Annotated in this window: 26 protein-coding genes; 17 read left to right on the forward strand and 9 right to left on the reverse strand. The window is 68.7% G+C overall.

Translation table 11 applies throughout. From position 1 onward, the window contains the following. Nucleotides 1-125 precede the first annotated feature (125 nt). Together WEB29_11030 and WEB29_11035 are read left to right on the forward strand one after the other, a co-directional pair. Nucleotides 126-491 (forward strand): hypothetical protein, encoded by a 366-nt coding sequence (locus WEB29_11030; GenBank protein MEX2137462.1) that lies wholly within the window; start codon nucleotides 126-128, stop codon nucleotides 489-491. Beyond that, nucleotides 488-1,216: a PIG-L deacetylase family protein gene (locus WEB29_11035; protein MEX2137463.1), complete on the forward strand. Its 729-nt coding sequence runs from the start codon at nucleotides 488-490 to the stop codon at nucleotides 1,214-1,216. The genes WEB29_11030 and WEB29_11035 overlap by 4 nt, the downstream gene beginning before the upstream one ends. A 55-nt stretch (nucleotides 1,217-1,271) precedes the next feature. On the opposite strand, the gene WEB29_11040 is transcribed toward WEB29_11035, so the two are convergent. Next, on the reverse strand, nucleotides 1,272-1,583 hold the full coding sequence (locus tag WEB29_11040; GenBank protein MEX2137464.1) for a hypothetical protein: 312 nt from the start codon (nucleotides 1,581-1,583) through the stop codon (nucleotides 1,272-1,274). 94 nt (nucleotides 1,584-1,677) lie between these two features. Between WEB29_11040 and WEB29_11045 the strand changes: the two genes are divergently transcribed. From WEB29_11045 to WEB29_11055, 3 genes are all read left to right on the forward strand, one after another. Then, nucleotides 1,678-1,968, forward strand: coding sequence for an iron-sulfur cluster assembly protein (locus WEB29_11045; GenBank protein ID MEX2137465.1), 291 nt, complete (start codon nucleotides 1,678-1,680; stop codon nucleotides 1,966-1,968). A gap of 372 nt (nucleotides 1,969-2,340) precedes the next feature. Then, nucleotides 2,341-2,910, forward strand: a complete 570-nt coding sequence (locus tag WEB29_11050; protein MEX2137466.1) for a cob(I)yrinic acid a,c-diamide adenosyltransferase — start codon at nucleotides 2,341-2,343, stop codon at nucleotides 2,908-2,910. A 70-nt stretch (nucleotides 2,911-2,980) separates the two neighbouring features. Beyond that, nucleotides 2,981-4,441, forward strand: coding sequence for a gamma-aminobutyraldehyde dehydrogenase (locus WEB29_11055; protein ID MEX2137467.1), 1,461 nt, complete (start codon nucleotides 2,981-2,983; stop codon nucleotides 4,439-4,441). Between the two features lie 70 nt (nucleotides 4,442-4,511). Here the strand turns inward: WEB29_11055 and WEB29_11060 are convergent, their stop codons facing one another. From WEB29_11060 to WEB29_11075, 4 genes are all read right to left on the reverse strand, one after another. After that, nucleotides 4,512-5,534 carry an ATP-binding protein gene (locus tag WEB29_11060; protein MEX2137468.1) on the reverse strand — a complete coding sequence of 341 codons (1,023 nt, stop codon included), beginning with the start codon at nucleotides 5,532-5,534 and terminating at the stop codon, nucleotides 4,512-4,514. Nucleotides 5,535-5,619: 85 nt separating this feature from the next. After that, a complete protein-coding gene (locus tag WEB29_11065) occupies nucleotides 5,620-6,306 on the reverse strand; it encodes a response regulator transcription factor (protein ID MEX2137469.1) in 687 nt (228 codons plus the stop codon). A 54-nt stretch (nucleotides 6,307-6,360) separates the two neighbouring features. Further along, nucleotides 6,361-6,756, reverse strand: coding sequence for a hypothetical protein (locus tag WEB29_11070; GenBank protein ID MEX2137470.1), 396 nt, complete (start codon nucleotides 6,754-6,756; stop codon nucleotides 6,361-6,363). Nucleotides 6,757-7,082: 326 nt separating this feature from the next. Further along, nucleotides 7,083-7,520, reverse strand: coding sequence for a nitroreductase family deazaflavin-dependent oxidoreductase (locus WEB29_11075; protein MEX2137471.1), 438 nt, complete (start codon nucleotides 7,518-7,520; stop codon nucleotides 7,083-7,085). Between the two features lie 55 nt (nucleotides 7,521-7,575). On the opposite strand from WEB29_11075, the gene WEB29_11080 reads away from it, so the two are divergent. The 10 genes from WEB29_11080 to WEB29_11125 all read left to right on the forward strand — a co-directional run bounded on the left by WEB29_11080 (nucleotide 7,576) and on the right by WEB29_11125 (nucleotide 16,310). After that, entirely contained in the window at nucleotides 7,576-8,085 is a 510-nt protein-coding gene (locus WEB29_11080) for a DUF309 domain-containing protein (protein ID MEX2137472.1), read from the forward strand. Further along, nucleotides 8,082-9,473 (forward strand): class II fumarate hydratase, encoded by a 1,392-nt coding sequence (locus WEB29_11085; GenBank protein ID MEX2137473.1) that lies wholly within the window; start codon nucleotides 8,082-8,084, stop codon nucleotides 9,471-9,473. Before WEB29_11080 ends, WEB29_11085 begins: the two co-directional genes overlap by 4 nt. 138 nt (nucleotides 9,474-9,611) lie before the next feature. Beyond that, nucleotides 9,612-10,628: an HD domain-containing phosphohydrolase gene (locus WEB29_11090; protein ID MEX2137474.1), complete on the forward strand. Its 1,017-nt coding sequence runs from the start codon at nucleotides 9,612-9,614 to the stop codon at nucleotides 10,626-10,628. A 60-nt stretch (nucleotides 10,629-10,688) separates the two neighbouring features. Next, entirely contained in the window at nucleotides 10,689-11,081 is a 393-nt protein-coding gene (locus WEB29_11095) for a hypothetical protein (protein ID MEX2137475.1), read from the forward strand. Beyond that, a complete protein-coding gene (locus WEB29_11100) occupies nucleotides 11,078-12,433 on the forward strand; it encodes an ATP-binding protein (protein ID MEX2137476.1) in 1,356 nt (451 codons plus the stop codon). Before WEB29_11095 ends, WEB29_11100 begins: the two co-directional genes overlap by 4 nt. A gap of 274 nt (nucleotides 12,434-12,707) precedes the next feature. Then, a complete protein-coding gene (locus WEB29_11105; protein MEX2137477.1) occupies nucleotides 12,708-13,112 on the forward strand; it encodes a hypothetical protein in 405 nt (134 codons plus the stop codon). Nucleotides 13,113-13,149: 37 nt separating this feature from the next. Then, nucleotides 13,150-13,530 carry a hypothetical protein gene (locus tag WEB29_11110; GenBank protein ID MEX2137478.1) on the forward strand — a complete coding sequence of 127 codons (381 nt, stop codon included), beginning with the start codon at nucleotides 13,150-13,152 and terminating at the stop codon, nucleotides 13,528-13,530. Continuing rightward, complete coding sequence (locus WEB29_11115) at nucleotides 13,527-14,222, forward strand: DNRLRE domain-containing protein (GenBank protein ID MEX2137479.1); 696 nt, start codon at nucleotides 13,527-13,529, stop codon at nucleotides 14,220-14,222. Before WEB29_11110 ends, WEB29_11115 begins: the two co-directional genes overlap by 4 nt. After that, the gene (locus WEB29_11120) at nucleotides 14,222-14,875 is read left to right on the forward strand and encodes a signal peptidase I (protein ID MEX2137480.1); all 654 of its coding nucleotides are present in this window, start codon (nucleotides 14,222-14,224) and stop codon (nucleotides 14,873-14,875) included. The genes WEB29_11115 and WEB29_11120 overlap by 1 nt, the downstream gene beginning before the upstream one ends. After that, the gene (locus WEB29_11125; GenBank protein ID MEX2137481.1) at nucleotides 14,796-16,310 is read left to right on the forward strand and encodes an aldehyde dehydrogenase family protein; all 1,515 of its coding nucleotides are present in this window, start codon (nucleotides 14,796-14,798) and stop codon (nucleotides 16,308-16,310) included. Before WEB29_11120 ends, WEB29_11125 begins: the two co-directional genes overlap by 80 nt. 7 nt (nucleotides 16,311-16,317) lie before the next feature. On the opposite strand, the gene WEB29_11130 is transcribed toward WEB29_11125, so the two are convergent. Beyond that, a complete protein-coding gene (locus WEB29_11130; protein ID MEX2137482.1) occupies nucleotides 16,318-16,770 on the reverse strand; it encodes a DinB family protein in 453 nt (150 codons plus the stop codon). A gap of 110 nt (nucleotides 16,771-16,880) precedes the next feature. Here WEB29_11130 and WEB29_11135 point away from each other — a divergent pair, with 110 nt between their 5' ends. Both WEB29_11135 and WEB29_11140 read left to right on the forward strand, forming a co-directional pair. Then, entirely contained in the window at nucleotides 16,881-17,585 is a 705-nt protein-coding gene (locus WEB29_11135; protein MEX2137483.1) for an LON peptidase substrate-binding domain-containing protein, read from the forward strand. Nucleotides 17,586-17,590: 5 nt separating this feature from the next. Continuing rightward, the gene (locus WEB29_11140; protein MEX2137484.1) at nucleotides 17,591-18,724 is read left to right on the forward strand and encodes a polysaccharide deacetylase family protein; all 1,134 of its coding nucleotides are present in this window, start codon (nucleotides 17,591-17,593) and stop codon (nucleotides 18,722-18,724) included. Here the strand turns inward: WEB29_11140 and WEB29_11145 are convergent. The 3 genes from WEB29_11145 to WEB29_11155 are packed head-to-tail and all read right to left on the reverse strand — an operon-like array spanning nucleotide 18,721 to nucleotide 21,116. Beyond that, the gene (locus WEB29_11145; GenBank protein MEX2137485.1) at nucleotides 18,721-19,464 is read right to left on the reverse strand and encodes a hypothetical protein; all 744 of its coding nucleotides are present in this window, start codon (nucleotides 19,462-19,464) and stop codon (nucleotides 18,721-18,723) included. The two genes, WEB29_11140 and WEB29_11145, sit on opposite strands and share 4 nt — an antisense overlap. A 6-nt stretch (nucleotides 19,465-19,470) precedes the next feature. After that, nucleotides 19,471-20,211, reverse strand: coding sequence for a CoA-transferase (locus tag WEB29_11150; protein ID MEX2137486.1), 741 nt, complete (start codon nucleotides 20,209-20,211; stop codon nucleotides 19,471-19,473). After that, complete coding sequence (locus tag WEB29_11155; protein ID MEX2137487.1) at nucleotides 20,208-21,116, reverse strand: CoA-transferase; 909 nt, start codon at nucleotides 21,114-21,116, stop codon at nucleotides 20,208-20,210. The genes WEB29_11150 and WEB29_11155 overlap by 4 nt, the downstream gene beginning before the upstream one ends. Nucleotides 21,117-21,120 lie beyond the last annotated feature (4 nt).

The following is a 21,120-nucleotide window of genomic DNA, read 5'->3' on the forward strand; positions in this document are numbered from 1 at the left end:
GCCGGCTGATCGGTTCAAAGGCATCTCGCGGTGCGGCCGTGCACCGCCGAGTGTCCGAGCCTCGTGTCCCCAGCGGCAATAGTACGAACGGGGCGGCCGTGCTCGCGCTGCCGTATCCTCGGACCGTGGCCAGCCCGACCTCCAGGCGCACGGTGATGTCCCGCCGTCAGTTCCTGGAACAGACCGATCAGCTGATCGCCGACGGCGACGCGCTCGTCGCAACCCCGCACTGGGATCTCTTCCGCGCCTGGCTGCTCAACTCCGACGAGCTGCTCGAGCGCGTCTGGGGCCGGATGGACCGATACCACCTGGCCTGGCTCAACGTCGGTCGAGACTCGGCCCCTTCCGGATCGGACCTGGACGAGCCGGGCACCCTGCGGTTCATCGCCGAGGTGGCCAGCGCCAAGGTCGCCGTGCTGCGTACCATGCGGGTCGCCGTCGCGACGCGCGGCTGGCGAACCCTGAGCGACGAAGACGAGGAGGATCGGTGACCGATCGTCAGCGCGAGCCGATCGGCGGCCTGGCGGCCGTCTTCGCGCACCCCGACGACGAGAGCTTCACCGCGGCCGGCGCCCTCTCGCTGGCGCACGACGCGGGCCGGACCGTGCGGCTGCTGCTCCTCACCCGGGGAGAGGCCGGCAACCCCGAGCGATCACCTGACCTCGACCTGGCCGATACTCGCGAAGAGGAGATGCGCTGCGCGGCCGCCAAGATCGGGATGGACGAGGTGACCGTGGTCGACCACCCCGATGGTCGCCTGGCCGAGGTTCCCTTCTCGACCCTGGTCGACGAGATCGCGCTGTGGCTTGCCGATCGCAGGCCGGACGCGGTCATCACCTTCGGCGCACACGGCGTCACCAACGACACGGATCACGTGGTGGTCGGCGCGGCGACTCGCTGGGCGGTCGAGCGCCTGGCTGAGTCCGGGATTGCCCCACACGCGGTGTACGTGGTCGCACCGGTCTTTGGGCCCGGCCAGCGTCGATACGACCTCTCCCCGGAGGAGGGGGCAGCCAGCCACCGAATCGAGATCACCGAGGTGGCCGGCCGCAAGCTGGCCGCCCTGGCCTGCCACGCCAGCCAGACGGACGTCGCCGAGGAGATCGCCGAGCTGCGCGCGGCGCTCGACCGTGATGGAGTCGTCTACGAGGGCTACACCCGCGTCCGCCCCACCGTTCCCGCCGCCCGCCCGACCTTCTTCTCCCGCCTGGTGTAGCCGAGGCCCCGGCCGCGTTCTTCGTGGTGAGCGTCGGCAGCGGCCCCGCCGAGCGTCAACGTGGAGGGCCCAGATCCCGATTAATCTCCCGCACCGCGAGGAGGTTGACAACGACGACGGCTACGAAGGCTGCTGCGAAGCGCCAGTCTTCGAATGCCAGCGCAGCCATTACGGCCATTACGGCCAGTCCCGCCCCGAGGAGGGCCGCGATCTGCCCGAGGCGCCGACCCACGGCGATGAGGACCGCGATCGCCAGGCATGCGACCGTCGGTCCCAGGTCATTGATGGTCCTGAACTGGTCGAACAGGAAGATGCTCAGGTAGTACGCCGCGACGGCAATCCACACGACCGCGGCCGTCCATCGCATCGGGCCCGCCTGTCCTCTCGTATTCGGCATTGAGGGGCAGATGACATGGCCCGCCCGGAAGCCCCCGTGCGAATCCTTGCTAGACTGGTCGGCAATGACCATTGATTCGAACATCGCCAAGGTCGACGAGGTGATGACCGCCCTGTACGACATCCATGACCCGGAGATCGGGATGAGCATCGTGGACCTCGACCTGATCAAGAACGTGGAGATCGGGGTGGGCGGCGCCCCGACCGAGATCAAGATGGTGCTCACCACTCCCTTCTGCCCGTGGGCCGGGGAGCTGATTCAGACCATCAAGACCAAGACCGAGGAGGTCGTCGGGCCTCCCGTCAAGGTGACTCTGCTGGCCGATCGCTGGGAGCCCCCACCCGGCCTCTTCTAAGCTCCGCCCGAGACCTCGCGGGTTACCAGCTCCATTGGTACAAACGCCCATCTGCCCTCCCTTTCGGGCCTGATTGGGCTGCAAACGAGCGTCGCTACCAGTGACATTGGTGCCGGCGCACGTACGCGAGTCGTGACGCGCCGTTCTACCAGCATGGTTGGTAGCCACGGCCACCTCTCGGCTAGGCGTCGCCACGTTATTACCTCTGGGACTACATTGGCGCGCTTGGCGCCGAAAACTGCCATGGATCGGTCGCTCACGCGCCGTCGGAGTCCCCTACGTGCTGAAATCGCGCGCGGGAAGCCTGTCGTGCGCTGTTGTGGCACCGTGAGGAATAACCCCGGCAACGCCGGCGGCGCTAGCATCTCCCCGATGCGCATCTACACCCGCAAGGGCGACACCGGCACGACCGGCCTTCTCTTCGGTGGCGCCCGCGTCAGCAAGGCGGACCTGCGCACGGATGCCTACGGCACGGCCGATGAAGCGGTGTCCGCGCTCGGGCTGGCGCGGGCTGCCATCGGCGCCGCCACGGACCGGACCGAGGCCCAGCTGGCCACCCTCATCATCCGGCTTCAGCGCGAGCTGTTCGTCGTCGGGGCAGAGCTGGCCACGCACATCGACCGCCGGCAGAAGCTGACCGACGGCGTGACGCGGGTGACGACCGAGATGGTCACCGCACTGGAGGGTGAGATCGACGCGCTCGAGGCCGGACACGAGATGCCGGTTGAGTTCGTGCTGCCGGGGGAATCGGTCGCCGGTGCCTCGCTCGACCTGGCACGGACGAGCGTCCGCCGCGCGGAACGCCGGGCCGTGGCGCTGACGAACGAGGGTGGTCTGCCGGACTCGCAGGTGGTGCCCTACCTCAACCGCCTTGCCGACCTGCTCTTCGTCATGGCTCGCGCGGCCGATGGGGGCTTCCGTCCGCTGCGAACGCGCGAGTAGAATCGGCCTCCAGCCCACCGCGCCAACCCGCCCGCCCTCTGCGGGAGCCCTTCGTCGAGGAGAACACTCCATGACCCTGACCGCCGAGCGCTACCAGATGTTCATCGCCGGGGAGTCGCGCGACGCCGAGACCGGTGAGACGACCGATGTCATCAACCCCGCCACCGAAGAGGTGATCGCCCAGGTCCCGAAGGGGACGACGGGCGACGTCGACCGAGCGGTCGCGGCCGCCCGAGCCGCATTCGAGGAGTGGCAGTTCACCACCCCCGCCGAGCGCAGCACCATGCTCCACAAGTTCGCCGACGCGGTCGAGGCGCACGCCGACGAGCTGGCGCGCATCGAATCCGCCAACGTGGGCAAGCCCATGTCAGTCGCTGCCTTCGACCTCGAGTTTGGGATCGACAACATGCGCTTCTTCGCCGGCGCGGCGCGCGTGGTCGAGGGCAAGGCGGCGGGCGAGTACGTGCGCACCCACACCTCCATGATCCGGCGCGAGCCGGTGGGGGTGGTCGGGCAGGTGGCGCCCTGGAACTACCCGATCCTGATGGCCATCTGGAAGCTTGGCCCCGCGCTGGCGGCCGGAAACGCGGTCATCCTCAAGCCCAGCAGCTGGACGCCGCTGACCGCCATCAAGCTGGCCGAGCTGGCATCCGAGATCTTCCCCACCGGCGTCTTCCAGGTCGTGACAGGTCCCGGTGCGGTGGCCGGCGCCCACCTCGTCAGCCACCCCGGCGTCGACATGGTGTCGCTCACCGGCGACACGGCGACGGGGCGTGAGATCGCGGCGGCGGCGGCACAGACCGTCAAGCGGGTACACCTCGAGCTGGGCGGCAAGGCCCCGGTGCTCGTCTTCGACGATGCCGACATGGCGGCCGTGGCGGAGACCATGAAGCTGGCAGGCTTCTTCAACTCCGGGCAGGACTGCACCGCGGCGACCCGCGTCATCGTCAGCCAGTCCGCGTACGACGACCTGCTCTCCGAGCTGGTTCCGGCAGTGAACGCGATCAAGGTGGGCGATCCGGCATCGGTGGCCGACTACACCACCGAGGACGTCGACATGGGCCCGATGGTGCACCGCTCCCAGCAGCAGCGGGTGGCCGGTTTCGTCGATCGGGCTCGCGGGTACGGCGCGGAGATCCTGGCCGGCGGCTCGACCATCGGCGCCAAGGGCTTCTTCTACCAGCCGTCGCTGGTCGGAGGGGTGGCGCAGGACTCCGAGATCGTCCAGAAGGAGGTCTTCGGCCCGGTCCTCACCATCCAGCACTTCGCCGATGACGAGGAGGGGATCCGCTGGGCCAACGACGTGCCGTTCGGGCTGGCGTCATCGGTCTGGACCAAGGACATCAAGCGTGGACTGAACGCGGCCCGACGCCTGCGCTTCGGGACGGTCTGGATCAACGACCACCTGACGATCGCCTCGGAGATGCCGCACGGCGGATTCAAGCAGTCCGGCTACGGCAAGGACATGAGCAGCTACAGCATCGAGGACTACACGGTCATCAAGCACGTGATGGCCAAGATCGCGGACTAGGGGCCGATGGAGTTGATAGGGCGCCAGTCACCCCCTGACCTTCAGGGCGCTCCTCCGCACTCAATCCCGTTCAGGAGTCGGGTGGCGTCTGGTCCGACGTCGCGGGCAATGTGAACTGGACGATCGTGCCGAGGCCGACGCCCGAGGTGGCCGTCATGGTGCCGCCGTGGGCCTCAACCAGGCTCTTGGCGATAGGCAGGCCGAGGCCTGTTCCCGGGGAGTCGGGGGATCGGTAGAAGCGGTCGAAGATCCGGTCGAGCTGGTCCTCGGGGATGCCGCTGCCGGCGTCGCGAATGGCGATTATCGGCGCGCCGTCCTCGAACTTGGCCGAGAGCTCGACGCGGCCACCCGTCGGCGTGTGGCGGAGGGCATTTGTCAGCAGGTTCGAGACGACCTCGCGGATGCGGGCTGGGTCGATGTCGACGGATGGCAGTTCGTCGGGGACGGTCACGGTCAGGCTGATGCCGGACTGATCGGCCTGGCCTCGGTAGCTGGCCGCCACGTCGTTGAGCAGGGTTCCGAGGTCGGTCGGCGCTCGATGGAGCACGAGGCTGCCTGCCTCGACCAGGGTCAGGGTGCGGAGATCGTCGATCAGGCGCTCGAGGATCCGAGTCTCGGCGAGGATCACCTCGAGGTGGGCGGCATCGGCCGGGTAGACAGCGTCGAGGAGGGCCTCCAGGTTGCCCTGGATGACGGTGAGCGGGGTGCGTAGCTCGTGGGAGACATCTGCGAGGGCGGAGCGGCGCTGCTGCTCCGTCTCCTCGAGGCGGGCGCTCATGGCGTTGAAGGCGCGGGCCAGCGCACGGACCTCGCCCGGCCCGGTCTCCGGCACGCGCGTGCTGAAGTCACCCTCCTCGACGCGGCCGGACGCCTCGATCAGGTCGCCGACGGGTGCCGCGGCCCGTCGTACGGCACGACCGATGATCGCGAGGACGATCAGGGCCAACAGGCCGATGAGGATGGTGGGCGCGGCTCCTGCAGCCGCCCCGATCGCGCCGCCGATCAGCCAGCCAAGGAATACCACCACCGAGACGAAGACCACGGCCATGAACACGAAGAAGCAGCCGATGCGCCACATGAACCGCCCGCGCATGTGACGCCAGCCTTCCGGACCTGAAGGCGGCCAGGTCTCGCCCTCGGGCCACCATGGGGGACGTCGCCCGCGACGCCAACGGCCGTCACGCATCGGTCAGCCGGTAGCCCACGCCGTAGACGGTGAGCAGGTAGCGGGGCGATCGAGGGTCCGGCTCGATCTTGCGGCGGATGTTCTTGACGTGGGCGTCGATCGCACGCTCGTACGATTCGAAGGCCACGCCGTGGATCGCGTCGAGCAGCTGGGCGCGGGTGAAGACGCGGCCCGGCTGGCGGACGAGCGCGGTGAGAAGCTGGAACTCGGTGGCCGTGAGCTCCACGAGTCGCCCGGAGACTTCGGTGCGGAGGCGGGGGATGTCCAGCGTCAGGTCGCCGGCGCGGAGGACTTCGGCCTCGGCGTCGCGTGTGTGGCGGCGGAGGACAGCGCGCACCCGTGCCTCCAGCTCGCGTGGGCTGAAGGGCTTGGTGACGTAGTCATCGGCTCCCAGCTCAAGGCCGACGACCTTGTCGGTCTCGTCGTCGCGGGCGGTGAGCATGATGATCGGCACCCCCGAGTCGCGACGCAGACGGCGGGTGACCTCGAGACCGTCAAGCCGGGGCAGGCCCAGGTCCAGCACGATCAGGTCGGGCCGTTCCTGGTGCGCTCGCATCAGCGCCTCGGTCCCGTCTCGAGCCGTGGAGACGGCGAAGCCCGCCCGCTCCAGGTAGTCGCGGACGAGCTGGACGATCTTCGGCTCATCATCGACGACGAGGATGCGTGCCACGCCTGGCATGGTAAGTCGGACGGGCGGCGCCGGCCGCCCGTCCACATCGGTCCCTTGCCCAGATCAGGTCTTGTCTGGGGCGGGGGAATCGGGAGCTTTGCCGTGTTGCTCCTCGTGCCAGGCCCCCATTCGGTCCTGCCACCCGCCGTAGCGACCCTTGCGGTAGTCGCCGTGGTGACCGCCCCATCGGCCCCGGCCGAAGATGGCGCGCAGCAGGCCGAAGAAGAAGAACAGGAACAGGAGCCCCAGCAGGAACCCGCCGAAGCCAAACCCGTGGCCCCACGGCTGCCCGGCGTACGGACCGTAGTAGTAGCCGGCCGGGATCGGTGCGCCGGAGGCGATCGCGTTCCCGACGTCGGCGGCGATCCCCGCCGACACGCCCGCGTTGTAGATGTTCACTCCGACCACCGCCAACAGCCCCACCAGGATCAGTGCGGCAACGAATCTGAAGAAGACCATCTGAACTGACTCTCCTCGTCTTGTGGATCCTCGCTGGATCCGATGAGAGTCAGGCTGGCGGCGAGTTGTGCGCAGATTGTGAACGCGGCGTGGAGGATTCGCGCAGTCGGAGCTGGGGTCTTGCGGGCCGGCTATCCCTGGGTCGGCGCATGCATGGAATGACTGGTACATCGGGCAAGGGGTCCAAGGGGCCGATTGCTCCAACCGTTGATGCACGGACTGACTTGAGGCGACGGAGGAACGCGACACCCAATACGCTCCTCCGACCTACCAGCTCCTGGGTGCATAACCTGGATCGACCTGGGCGGCGCCGGCGCCGTTGGCCGCTACTCCATCGGCTCGAGCACGAAGACGGGGATCTGCCGATCGGTCTTCATCTGGTAGTTCGCGTAGTCGCGCCATGTCTCGACGGCTCGCTCCCACCAGACCACCTTCTCGTCGCCCGTGGCCTCGTGCGCCAGGTAGTCGCGTTTGGTCGCGCCATCCTGGAGTTCAACGTGCGGGTTCTGGCTGAGGTTGTAGTACCAGGCCGGATTCCGCGTAGAACCACCGAGTGACGCCACCACCGCGTAGACGCCGTCGTGCTCGACGCGCATGAGTGCGGTCTTCCGCAGCTTGCCGCTCTTGGCGCCGACCGAGGTCAGGACGATGACCGGCCGGCCCCGGAGGTCTCCACCCATCTTGCCGTTCGTCGCCTCGTAGTGCTCAACGTTCCTGCGGGACCAGGAAGAGGTGCCTGGTTCGTACTCGCCGGTGAGTGGCATGTCCCGATCCTTCTGCGTGCCGACATCGGAGCCGCGACCGCTATCATCGGGCCCGATGGCTGAGCAGACAACGAAGCCCACGCCGGTCCCCCGCAAGCGGCCTCGTCGCGCGGCTGCGTCGGCCGAACCGCCAGCCGTCCCAGATGCGCCGGCGCTGGCGCGCGGTCGCACCCCGCCGATCGATCCCAGGGAGCAGCACGAGCTGCTGCATCGGGGAGTGGCGCTCTTCAACGGGTTCCGCTACTGGCACGCGCACGAGGCCTGGGAGACGCTCTGGCGCGCAGCCGACGACGAGGAGCGCGACTTCTACCAGGGCCTGATCATGCTTGCCGCCGGGCTGCTTCACCTGCAGCGACGCAACGGGCGCGGGGCGCGGAACAAGCTGTCCGAGGGGCTGGCGAAGCTGCGCAGGTACGAGCCGACGCATCAGGGGATGTTCCTTACTGAGCTCGTGGCCAGATGCAGCCTGATCCTCGACGACCTCAACAAGGGTCTCCTGCCATACCTGATCCCGCCGGTTATCCGGTTCGTCGCGATAGAGCGGGCACAGGACTTCAACCGATGACCCACGACCGGGTCGAGCACGACTCGATGGGCGACGTCCACGTCCCCGCCGGCGCCCGATGGGGAGCCACCACGCAGCGGGCGGTCGAGAACTTCCCGATCAGCGGCCAGCGCATCGACCCCGAGCTGATCCACGCGCTGGGCCTGATCAAGGCCGCGGCCGCCGGCGCCAACGCTGCGCTGGGCGTGCTCGACTCCGAGACGGCGGAGGCCATCCGCGCGGCGGCTCTCGAGGTTGCGGACGGGGGATGGGACGACCACTTCCCGATTGATGTGTACCAGACCGGCTCCGGCACCTCGTCGAACATGAACGCCAACGAGGTGATCGCCAACCTCGCCGCCGAGCGTCTGGGGCGGCCGGTGCATCCCAACGACCAGGTCAACGCCAGCCAGTCGAGCAACGACGTCATCCCATCCGCCATCCACCTCGCTGTAACCGACGGAGTGGTCACCTCCCTGATCCCTGCGCTCACCCACCTCGCGCCGGCACTTGAAGGCAAGGCGCGCGAGTTTGCCGACGTCGTGAAGTCGGGGCGCACGCACCTCATGGACGCGACCCCGGTGACCCTGGGCCAGGAGTTCGGCGGGTATGCGGCGCAGGTCCGCTACGGCATCGAGCGGCTGGAGTCGACGCTCCCCCGCGTGGCAGAGCTGGCGCTGGGAGGAACCGCAGTCGGGACCGGAATCAACGCGCCCGCTGGTTTCGCAGGGGCCGTCATCAAGGAGCTGGCCGAGTCGACCGGTCTCCCCCTCACCGAGGCCCGCAACCACTTCGAGGCCCAGGGTGCTCGCGACGGGCTGGTGGAGCTGAGCGGCCAGCTGCGGACCATCGCCATCGGCCTGTACAAGATCGCGACGGACATCCGCTGGATGGGCTCCGGGCCGCGCGCCGGACTGGCGGAGATTCACCTTCCCGACCTTCAGCCGGGCTCCTCGATCATGCCCGGCAAGGTGAACCCGGTGATCCCCGAGGCGCTCTCCATGGTCTGCGCCCAGGTGATCGGCAACGACGCGGCGATCGCGTTCGGCGGGGCGGCCGGCAACTTCGAGCTGAACATCATGCTGCCGATGCTGGCGCGCAACCTGCTCGAGTCGATCCGGCTGCTGGCATCTGCATCGGTCCTGTTCGCAGACCGATGCGTCAGCGGCATCGCCGCTGACGAGGCGCGCGCCCGAGAGTTCGCCGAGGGGTCGCCGTCGGTCGCGACCGCCCTCAACCCGCTCCTCGGCTACGAGGAGGCGGCGAGCATCGCCAAGCAGGCCCTCGCCGAGCGGAAGACGATCCGCCAGGTCGTGATCGAGCGCGGCCACGTCGATTCAGGGAAGGTCACCCTCGAGGAGCTGGACCGCCTCCTCGACGTGATGGGTATGACGTACCCGAATCCCTGAAACCGCTCGCACCCGCGCGCGTCGGCGGTCCTATCAGCGCCATTCCAGCCCCGGCACCATAAGTAGGGGCGGCACCTAGCCCGTTGGGGTCGGTGCCGGCACCCCGCTTACCGGTCATGCTGGACCGGGAGACTCAATTTGACCGGAATAACCAAGATCCTCGTCGCTGACGACGATGCCCCGAGCCGCATGGTGCTGCGCACGATGCTGGAGCGCGCCAAATACCTTGTCGTCGACGCCGCCGATGGGCCCGCCGCCCTTGCCCAGGTCGCGCGTCACGGACCGGATCTGGTTCTCCTTGACGTGCAGATGCCGGGCTTGGATGGCTTCGAGGTGACGCGTCGCCTCAGGTCGCAGAGCCGCACGGCACTGCTTCCCGTCATCCTTGTCACCGGTCTTGCGGCCCTCGACGACAAGGTGCGTGGCCTCGACGCCGGTGCCACCGACTTCGTCACCAAACCGTTCCAGCAGGGAGAGCTGCTCGCCCGAGTGCGCGCCAGCCTGCGCACCCAGGCCGCGCTCAGCCGCCTTGAGAGCGTGCAGGACGTTCTGGTCGCGCTCGCGAATGCGGTCGAGGCCAAGGACCCGACCACCGAGCACCACTGCAGCCGCTTGGCCCAGATGGCGCTGGCCATGGCCCGCGCCATCAGCCTTCCGGAGGAGGAGGCCGAGGCGATCAGCTACGGCGCGGCGCTGCATGACGTCGGCAAGATCGGCATCGCCGAGCACATCCTGCGCAAGCCCGCTCCGCTGAGCGAGGACGAATGGGCGGAGATGCGTCGCCATCCGGGCATCGGCGCCGCCATCGTCGAGCCCCTTCAGCTCGGACGCCTGGTGGCACCCATCATTCGCTACCACCACGAGCATTGGGATGGCAACGGCTATCCCGACGGGCTGCGCGGATTGGCCATTCCGGTCGGTGCGCGCATCGTCGGCGTGGTCGATGCCTTCGACGCCATGACCCACGACCGCCCCTACCGCTCCGCCATGCGCATAGAGCAGGCCGTCGCGGAGCTGACCACTCAGACCGGTCGCCAGTTCGACGGCGATCTGGTCACGGTATTCATCGAGCAGTGCCTGACGACGCCGGTCAGCGAGCCCACGGATACGCTTGCCGCCTATACGCAGGGCCTCTACCAGTTCGCGTCGGCGTGACGCAGGCACATGCGGCCAATGCCTGACGGCCACCGCGCCGCACTGCCATTACTTACGCGCATGGAAACGGTGGCGAGCGGCAACATCCGCCTGACCTGGGACGCTGCGGTCCGCCTCGCCACCATCCGCTTCGAAGGTGAGACCCACGCCACGGGCCGGGACGCAGCGGTAATGGTCGACGCGATGACCGGCTGGATCGGAACCGAGGGAGAACCGTTCGGGCTCCTGGGCGACGGAGGGAATCTCTCCGGCCTGGATGCCGAGTATCGGTCCGTGTGGGGCAGCTTCTTCCGGCAGCATCGCGGCGACTCCTCGACCGCCTTCTTCAACATGGGTCCCGTCGTTCGCCTCGCCGCCGAGATGTTCCGGATCGGAACCGGCCTGCAATTGAAGGCGTTCGCCAACGAGGAAGACGCCCGCGCCTGGCTCCGCCAGCGCGGCATCGGCGCATGACCGAAGGGCCGACCTTCGACGACGTGTTCGCCGTCATGTCGGCAGCCTCCGTCGGAGATAGCATCGCCCGCGTGCGCCTCCCCCCGACACCAGAGCTGGACGACCCGGCGACGAGGCTTGGCGTCGCGCTGAACATCCTGCTCGACGACCTGGCGCTGCGCACCAGCGAGCTGCGCGAGACAGAGGAGCGTCTGCGCCAGGCACAAAAGATGGAGGCCATCGGCCGCCTCGCCGGCGGCGTGGCCCACGACTTCAACAATATCCTGACCGCCGTGGTCGGCTTCGGCTCGATCCTGGCGGAGTCGCTGCCGGATGGCGAGGACCGGAAGATGGCGGGCCAGATCGTGGAGGCAGGCGAACGAGCGGCCGCGCTGACGCACCAGCTGCTCGCGCTTGGGCGGCGCCAGATCCTGGCGCCACGGGTCCTCGATCCCGGCGATGTCATCGTGGGTCTCACGCCGCTCATCGGGCAGATCATCGGCGAGCACATCGACTTCATGACCGCGCTGGCCCCAGAGCCGCTGCGGGTGCGGGCAGATCCGAGCCAACTGGAGCAGGTGCTGGTCAACCTGGTCGCCAACGCCCGCGACGCCATGCCGTCGGGAGGCAAGCTCACCGTAGAGGTCGCCGAAGTCGAGCTCGACGCCCTGTACGCGGCCACCCATCCGGAGGTGGTGCCCGGCCCGTACGTGATGATCGCGGTCAGCGACACCGGCTCCGGCATGAGCGACGAGGTCCGCGAGCACGTCTTCGAGCCGTTCTACACCACCAAAGAAGGGTCCGGCGGCACCGGCCTGGGACTGGCCACGGTGTACGGCGTCGTGAAGCAGAGCGGCGGCAGCATCGGGGTGTACTCCGAACCCGGCAGCGGGGCCGCCTTCAAGGTCTACCTGCCGCGCGTGTTCGAGACGCCCGAGACAGCGGCGCCGTCGAGCGTCGAGCCCGAGGTGCCCGCAGGTACCGAGACGATCCTGGTGGCGGAGGACGACGAGGCGGTTCGCACCATCGCGGTACTCGCCCTGTCGCGCGCCGGGTACCGCGTGCTGGCCGCCGACAGCGGCCCGATGGCGCTGCAGATTTCGGCCGACCATGCGGGCGCCATCGACCTGCTGGTGACCGACGTGGTCATGCGCGAGATGAGCGGGCGACAGCTGGCGGAAGAGCTCGGGCGGCTGCGGCCCGAGATGCCCGTCCTGTACATGTCCGGCTACACCGAGAACACGATCGTGCACCACGGGGTGCTCGATCCCGAAGTCGAGTTCCTGGCGAAGCCCTTCACGCCTACCGCTCTCGTCAGCAAGGTGCGTGAGGTGCTGGGCACTCAGGGGACGGGAGAGTTGGCTCGGCGATAGGGCACCGCCAAGCGCAAGCGCGGGTCTGCGTGACCTCAGCTGGCGCGGCCGGCAACTTCGAGCCGAACATCATGCTGCCCATGCTGGCCCGCAAGCTGCTCGTGTCGATCCGGCACCTTTGCCTCCGAGCCATCAGGCCGGGCCGGGCCGCAGTCGCGAGGGCGCCGGCGGCGGCACAAGTACTCCCAAGGCGCGCGCCGAAAGTCCCATAGGAAGTCGATGTGCCGCGGCGCACCGTTGCCACCTGACAACACACCTGCTGGGAGGGTCGCTGATGGCCCGTCGAAGACGCGTGCTGATTGCATTCATCGTCGGAATCATGGTTTTCGCGACCGTGTTCGCGGTGGCCGCCTCGCTCGGCGTCACCTCCTCGTCGCTTGGCGCAGGGACCGGGACGGCGGCCTCGTGCGACACCAACGGAGTCGCAACTTCGTTCGATACGACCTACGACGCGACTCCCGCCGGCTACGAGGTGACGACCGTTCACGTGACCGGCATCGCGACGCCCGGCTGCGACGGGTTGACCATGAAAGTCACGCTCGTCGGCGCGGGCGACGCCTCCCTGGCCGAGCAGACTGTGACCCTGGCCACTCCGGCCGCGAGTCCGACGAACCTGACCTTCAGCGCCGACAATGTGCTCGCCGCGCTGGTTCTCAAGATCTCGGTCGTCATCTCGTGACCTGAGGGAGGGCCCTCGCCCGGCCCTTCCATCTCATATGCGCAGTTCGCTCTTGGCAGCCATCGCGCCGATTGCCATCGTGGCGGCCGTCGGGGTGGGCGCTGCATCGGCCATGCCGTTGGTGGCGTCTACGATCGGAGCCGGGACGGCGGCGGTAAGTGCCTGTGACACCGACGGATTGACCTTCCATCACACGGTCGACACCTCCGGGCGTCTGACCGTCGTCACGGTTGGCTCCATGGCCGCGGCCTGTGCTGGCGGCACCCTGCGCCTGACGGTGACAAATGGGGCGACCAGCGCTGGCGAGGGAACGGTTGCCCTCCCATCGGCCGGATTCACCGGGTCGGCGGCGGTGACGCTCGGCCCACAGCCGTTGTCCACCGCCGTGACCGCCGTTTACATCGTGGTGGAGGGATGAGCGGCTTCGGAGCTCGCGCGCGGGGACGACCGAACGCCGTGGCAGTCGTCGGCATGCTGGCTGTCGCGCTCTGCGTCCTGACCGCGTCCGTTGCCGCCGCGGCCGCCCTGTCCATCTCACCCGCGTTTCTGATGGGAGCGAGTAAGACATACGGAGCGCCCACCACCTGCACGCTGACGGCGGTTGCTGATGCCAGTGTCAACGCCGCGCAGGCGACGACGAATTTCGGCACGAACACCCAGCTGAATGTGAGCCCCGACTCGCTTGCGATCCGACGGACATTCGTCCGATTCGACCTGACAGGCTGTTCACCCACGATCCCTCCCGATGCAATCGTGCAGACGGCAACGGTGCGGCTCACCACGGCGTCGGCCGTGCTTGCCGCGCGCACGATCAACCTGAGGTCCGTGTCCGCTGCCTGGACCGAGGCCGCCGTCACCTGGAACAACCAACCGGCAGTCGCCGCTTCGAACACCTCCTCAGCGGACGTCACCCTTGGCCAGGCCGCGGGCACGGTCCTCTCGTGGACGGCCACCTCCGACATTCAGTCCTTCGTCGCGGGAGCCGCGACCGACTTCGGGTTCCGGCTGAGCGACAGCGCCGAGGGCACGGCGCTGGGTGTCCCGCTGGTCCTGAATGCTCGGGAGGGGGCCAGTGGCCTCCCGCAGGTTGTAGTGACGTACCTCAAGTGATGGGACGGTTCGTCGGAGCACTGCTCACCATCGCGGCGCTCGGCGCGGCCGTGGCCTGGTTCGTCATGCTTCGTCCCGCGGCGTTGGGCGGGCCTGCGGGCTACATCCTCGTCTCGGGGCGCAGCATGGAGCCGAACGTCCACGAGGGCTCCCTGGTCGTCACGCTCCGCCAGCCCGACTACCGCGCAGGCGACATCGTGGCCTACCGCATCCCGGCCGGAGAGCCGGCCGCCGGACTGCACGTCATCCATCGGATCTTTGGGGGTTCACGGGACGCCGGGTTCGTCATGCGGGGCGACAATGCGAGCGGCTCGGACGTCTGGCGGCCCGGCCCGGATGACATCTTGGGAAAGGCGCAGGTCATCGTCCCGGGGGCGATGACGGTCCTGCTGTTCGCGCGCTCGCCGATCGTTGCCGCATCGACCGCGGCCGCGCTGGCCGTGTACCTGATCCTGGGGTTCTGGACGCCGAGACCCCGCGCGGCGAGGCCCGAGCCTGGTCGGTCGTACAATCCGGTGCCAAGCGACATGACGTTCACCGGCGATGCCGCCGCCCTACGAGGAGCCACCACCCGTGACAATAACCAGCACCACCTTCAAGAACCTGATCGGCGGCCGATGGGTCGACGCCAGGTCGGGCGCGACATTCGATAGCCTCAGCCCGGCCAACCACGAGGATGTGATCGGCACCTTCCCGGCCTCGAGCGCGGCCGATGTGGACGCAGCCGTCAAGGCAGCGAAGGCGGCATACCCGGCGTGGTCGCTCATGCCGGCGCCGAAGCGCGGCGAGATCCTGTTCAAGGTGGCGCGCATCCTGGCCGAGCACAAGGAAGAGCTGTCACGGCTCATGACCCGCGAGATGGGCAAGGTCCTGCCGGAGGCGCGCGGCGACGTGCAGGAGGCGATCGACGTCGCCTACTACATGGCCGGCGAGGGCCGGCGCCTGTTCGGGCAAACCGTGCCATCTGAGATGCCGGACAAGTTCGCGATGGCCATCCGCAGGCCGATCGGCGTGGCCGGCATCATCACCCCCTGGAACTTCCCGATCGCGATCCCCGCCTGGAAGCTCTTCCCGGCGCTGATCTGCGGCAACACCGCGGTCATCAAGCCGGCCAGCGACACGCCGGCATGCGCCATTCGCTTCGTCGAGCTGCTGATGGAGGGCGGCATCCCGGACGGAGTGGTCAACATCGTGACCGGCTCGGGCGGCGAGGTCGGCAACGCCATCGTCGAGCATCCGGACGTGCGGGTCATCAGCTTCACCGGCCACACCGATACCGGCGTCGAGATCAGCCGGCGCGCGGCCGAGACCCTCAAGCGCGTCAGCCTGGAGCTGGGCGGCAAGAACCCGATCGTCATCTGGGAGGACGCGGACCTGGGCCTCGCCCTGGACAGCGCCGTCTGGTCGGCCTTCGGGACAAGCGGCCAGCGCTGCACCGCGGCTTCACGCCTGATCGTGCATCGGTCCGTGCATGACACCTTCGTCGAGGCGCTCCGCAAGCGAGTGGCGGCCCTGGTGCTGGGAGACGGCCTGGACGAGAAGACCGATGTCGGGCCGGTCATCAACGACAAGGCGGTCGAGCGCATTGCGGCGTACGCCGCCATCGGTCGCAACGAGGCTGACCTGGTGATCGGCGGCGAGCCGGCGCGCGAGGCCGCCCTCTCCAAGGGGAGCTTCTTCCAGCCGACCATCTTCACCGAGGTGAAGCCCGATGCGCGCATCGCGATGGAGGAGATCTTCGGCCCGGTGACATCGGTCATTCCGGTGGAGACGTGGGAGGAGACCGTGCGGATCGTGAACTCCGTCAAGTACGGCCTCTCGACCTCGCTCTTCACGCGCGACGTCAACCTGGCGTTCCGCTCGATCCGCGACTTCGACTCGGGGCTGGGGTACGTGAACCACGGCACCATCGGGGCCGAGGCGCACCTGCCGTTCGGCGGCACCAAGGCGACCGGCAACGGTCACCGCGAGGTGGGGCAGGCCGCACTCGACTTCTTCAGCGAGTGGAAGAGCGTCTACATCGACTACTCCGGGAAGCTGCAGCGGGCGCAGATCGACATGGACTTCGTCGACCAGGAGCAGGTCTAGGCCGGGATCAGCCGCGCGCTCGCAGCGCGGCCTCGATCTCGTCGAGGTGCTCCCCGCGGTGATCGCTGCGCCCAGGCCAGATCGGGCTGTCGGGGTCGCGGGGCAAGATTCGGTCCAGGGGCAGCTCCGCGACAAGCGCGTCGCACTGCTCGGCGATCCGCACGGCCAGCTGCGCGGCCTCCCTCGGGGGGATCGCGTGGATCAGCGGACGGGTCGAGTCGTTGAGCCAGTCGCCGTCAGGCTCGGCGTCCCCCGGCGCCCACGGCTCGCCGCGCTCGATCTTCTCGGCGAGGACCAGGACGCGGATGTCCCAGTACGCGATGTGACCGAGCACGCCGGCGATGGTCCAGTACTCGTTCACAGGAGCGGTAAGGGCTTCGTCGTCGAGCCCTTCGACGAGCGCGCGCAGACGCTCGCGCTCTCGAGTGTTCGCATCGATGTAGGACCGATCGTCAGCCATGAGCCGATCTTACCTGCCGCGGGAGCAGGTCTGGGCGGGCATCGGGCGCGCGCAGCATTACGGCGCGCGACTTTGCGTGATAAGCCTCTGCGTGCCACCATCGGCCGGCCATGCGGCTTCCGTTCTTCCCGCTCCACCTCGTCCTCTTCCCGCATCTGCCACTGCCGCTCCACATCTTCGAGGAGCGCTATCGGGCCATGACCCACGACCTCCTGGCCGATGGCTCCCCGTATGCCGGCCGCTTCGTGATCAGCAGCGGTGGCGACGATGACGCGCCGGAGGGCTCGGTGGGCACCGTGGCCGAGGTGCGCCGCGCCGAGCGATTCGCCGACGGGCGCTGGGCGCTGGTGGTGGTCGGGGCCGAGCGCGTTTCGCTGGGTCCGGTGGATCGGTCCGGGACCTACGCGCTGATCGAGGTCCAGCCCCTGCCGGAATCGGTGGGAGACGCCGATACCGCGGGTCGGCTGCTCCCGGAAGTGCAGGCAGCACTGGATGCCTACCTCGACACGGTGAAACGCTTCGTGGCGTCGGCTGCGTCTGTAGGGCGAGAATCACAGGAGATCACCGACGTGGCCGCTTCCCTCGACGAGGTGCTCAAGCCGATCCGGCTGCCGGACGACCCCCTGGCCGCCAGCTACGCGGTGGCCGGGGTGCTGCAGATCGAGCTGAACCGCAAGCAGCAGCTGCTGGAGCTGCCCGACGGTGCGAGCCGCCTCGAAGCTGAGCTCAGCCTGCTGCGCCGTGAAGCGCGCCTCCTCGCTGATGGCGCCATGCCGCCGATCAGTCGCGACGACCTTCGCTACAACCCTAATTGATCGCCATGACCCCCCGCCGCCTCGCCGCCGGCCTGGCGGTCACGCTGCTGATGGCCGCCTGCGCTCCCGGCGTCAGCCCGACGCCCAGTGCGAGCGGGAGTGCCAGCCAGCAACCCTCGCCGATCGAGACGCCATTCGGCACCATCCTGCCGAGCGAGGTCGAATCGTCCGCGCCGAGCGTGACCGCCGGCCCGTCTGGAACGACCTACACGGTGCGTGGGGGCGATACGCTCTCGTCGATCGCCCGGTCCTGGGGGACGACCGTGCAGCAGCTCCAGGCCTGGAACGCCAGCTCCCATCCCTCGCTCATCAGCGATCCGAACACGCTCCAGGCCGGCTGGATCCTGGTCGTGGCGGGCGACCCGGGGGCGACGCCGCTGCCCACCGCAGCCCCCACCGGCGCGCCGACCCCCAGACCGACGCCCGCACCCAGCGGATGCCGGGCGGGCAACCGCGTGGCGGCCGGCACGCAGCAGACCTTCAGCACGATCCCGAACGCCGGGCACGGCGTGGCCCTCACCCTGGACATGGGTGGCCGGCTGGAGCCCGGGATCGACATCCTCAACCTGCTGATCGCCAACCACGTGTGCGTGACGATCTTTCCGACCGGGGCCATGGCGCAGACCGCCCAGGGCAAGCAGGTGATGGCGTTGATCAAGGCCCACCCGGAGCTGTTCGAGATCGGCAACCACACCATGCACCACTGCGACCTGGTGCGCGGCGGAGGAGGCTCGCCGACCACCGCGCCATGCGCCGGTGGGGCGCCGACCGCCGACTTCATTCGCACGCAGCTGACCGATGCGGCGGCCATCCTGAAGCAGCTCTCCGGTCAGCAGCCGGTCCCGTACTGGCGCCCGCCATATGGATCGGTGAACGCAGCGGTGCGCGACGCCGCGGCATCGGTGGGGTACACCAAGACCTTCATGTGGGACATCGATACGATCGACTGGAAGCCGATCTCCGACGGCGGCCCGACCGCACAGCAGATCGCCACCAAGGTGATCAGCAACGCGCGCGACGGATCGAACGTGCTGATGCACCTGGGCGGATATCAGACGCTCAAGGCACTGGAGATCATGATCCCCGGCCTGCGCGACCGTGGCTTCCTGCTGACGAGCCTCTCCGACCTGCTGAACTAGCTCGCGCCACCAAGACCTGGAGAGTCCGGCCGTCCCCACCACAGGCTGACCGCCAACCACAGGAGCCATACGAACAGAAGGGCCAGGCAGCCCACGATGATGAGGACGATGACGAGGTCCACCGGACCCAGGACGTCAACCAGGATCCGACCGGTCGCGCCGGTGCGCAGGCTGGACGCCACCATGCCCATGCCGCTTAGCAATGCCAGTCCACCGAATCGCGGCCACGCCTGGCGCAGCTGCCATCCAACGCCGATCAGCCAGGCGCCAAGCAGGGCCAGCTCCAAGGTTCCCCACAGGCCGGCCGCCACACCGCGACCGAGCGCCTCAAGGGCCACTCGGGCCGCTTCACGCGTTGATGCCGGGGCGGTCGCATATTCCAGGAGCAGCGACGGTCCGATGGTCGCGAGGAGCACGGCGCCGACGGCACCGATGAGCACCGCTCCGAGACCGCCCACCGTGAGCGCCGAGACGACGAGAGCATTGCCCTGCTGCAACCGTCCACCGACATAGAGCACCACCAGGGCAAACACCAGGTAGCCCGCCATGTCGAGGAGGGCGCCCCAGCGCAGCAGCTCGGCTACTCCAGGCCCCCGGTCGATGAGCGATCCGAAATGCGCAGCCGCGGGAAGATCGAAGCCGAAAGCTGCCGCCAGAAGAGGGACCGCAACGCCCTCCAGCAACGCGAGGAGAACGATGAGGGCGGCCATCGGACGATTTCGCTCCCGAAACGCCTCCATGTCCATCTAGGCTAGCATCCATCGGATGGCGGCCAACGTCGCCGTCGATGGCTCGGGCAACCTCGTGACGGTGGCCGCGCGTCGCATTGCCCAGGCGGTGCCGGCATCCACCGTCTCCCCGTCCGCGCCGGGATGCAGCCCTGCCAGCTCCATCTCACCGTCCAGGCCGAAGTGGTAGACGCCCAGCTGGGTGACAACGGCCGTGGGGCCAGCCCCTGCCCATAAAGGGCGTCCGCCGCTGCCGTCGGGGCGACGGTGACCGGGCGAGGTGACGAAGTCAACGCGTTCGACGAACGAGCGCATCGACTGGTTCATGACGATGATCACCCGCCCCGCGTTGAGAGCGATCTCGCAGGCTCCGCCCGAGCCGGGCAACCGCACGCCGGGGTGGTCATATGAGCCGATGACGGTCGTGTTCAGGTTGCCCCAGCGGTCGATCTGCGCGGCGCCCAGCATCCCGACCTCGATCCGACCGCCCTGCAGGAAGCCGCCGAACAGGTCGCGCATGCTCATGGTGGCCGCTGACCCGGAGACGAGCGCGGGGTCGCCGATGCTGTCTGGCAGGCGCGTGGGTCGAGCCCCCACCACGCCGGACTCGTAGATCAGCTCCAGGTCGGGTGCGACCGATTGGCGGGCGAGGTTGGCGGCTGCATTCGGGAGCCCGATCCCCACAAAGACGGTCCGGACCCCGGCCAGCTCGGCGGCCGCGGCCGCGATCATCAGCTCGTCGGGCGTGGCATCGCTCACCGGTAGCTCCCGTAGTCGACGCTTCCCGAGGGGCGCGGCTCGGGGCGCAGCGCGTCAAGCCTGGCGGGCCCCATCCGGTCAACGTAGGCGGCTCGTCCATCCAGGCCGCGCACCCACTCGTCGAGCCAGGCCTCGAGCCGATCCGGATCGCGGCTGACGGCGTCCCAGTCGCGATAGAACGCATTGTCGCGGTCGTAGTGACCCTGCGCGAACGACGGGTGGGCCCCGAACGGCTCCACACAGACGGCGTCCACCACCGTCCCCGGCAGCAGCGTGCGGTCGGGATCGTCGCGAATGACCGATGAGTCGATCAGCTCCTCGACGACGGCGATGACGCGGCGCGCGGCGAGTGCCGCCTCTCGCTGCACCCCGACGATCCCCCAGGCCTGGACGTTGCCGTCGGCATCGGCGCGTTGCGCGTGGATGATCGTGACGTCCGGGTTGAGCGGCGGGACGACGGAGATCTCCTCCCCGTCGTATGGCGAGGCCACGCGGCGGATCAGCGGATTGACCGTCGCCAGGTCGCTGCCGTCGTATGAGCGCAGGGGGAAGAAGGGGAGGCGGCTGGCCCCGGCGGCGTAGCGGGCCACCATGCCGTGGTGGCTGTACTCCTCGATCTCGAGCTGGCCGGCCTCGATGGCGCGACGGATTGCGTGCAGCGACCCGACGCCGGGGTTGCCGAGCCAGGAGAAGACCAGCTTCGAGGCGCACCCCGCCGCCACCATCTGGTCGTAGACGAGGTCCGGCGTCAGTCGCGCCAGGGTAAGGTCGCGCCGGCCCTGGCGGATCACCTCGTGGGCAGCGGCGAAGCTGATCAGGTGGGTGAAGCCCTCGATCGCCAGGGTGTCGCCGTCGTGGACGTGGGCGGCGATCGCCTCGCGCAGGGGGACGACTTTTGCGGACATGCCG

The organism is Chloroflexota bacterium, assembly GCA_040902225.1.
GTDB lineage: Bacteria > Chloroflexota > Limnocylindria > QHBO01 > QHBO01 > CF-167.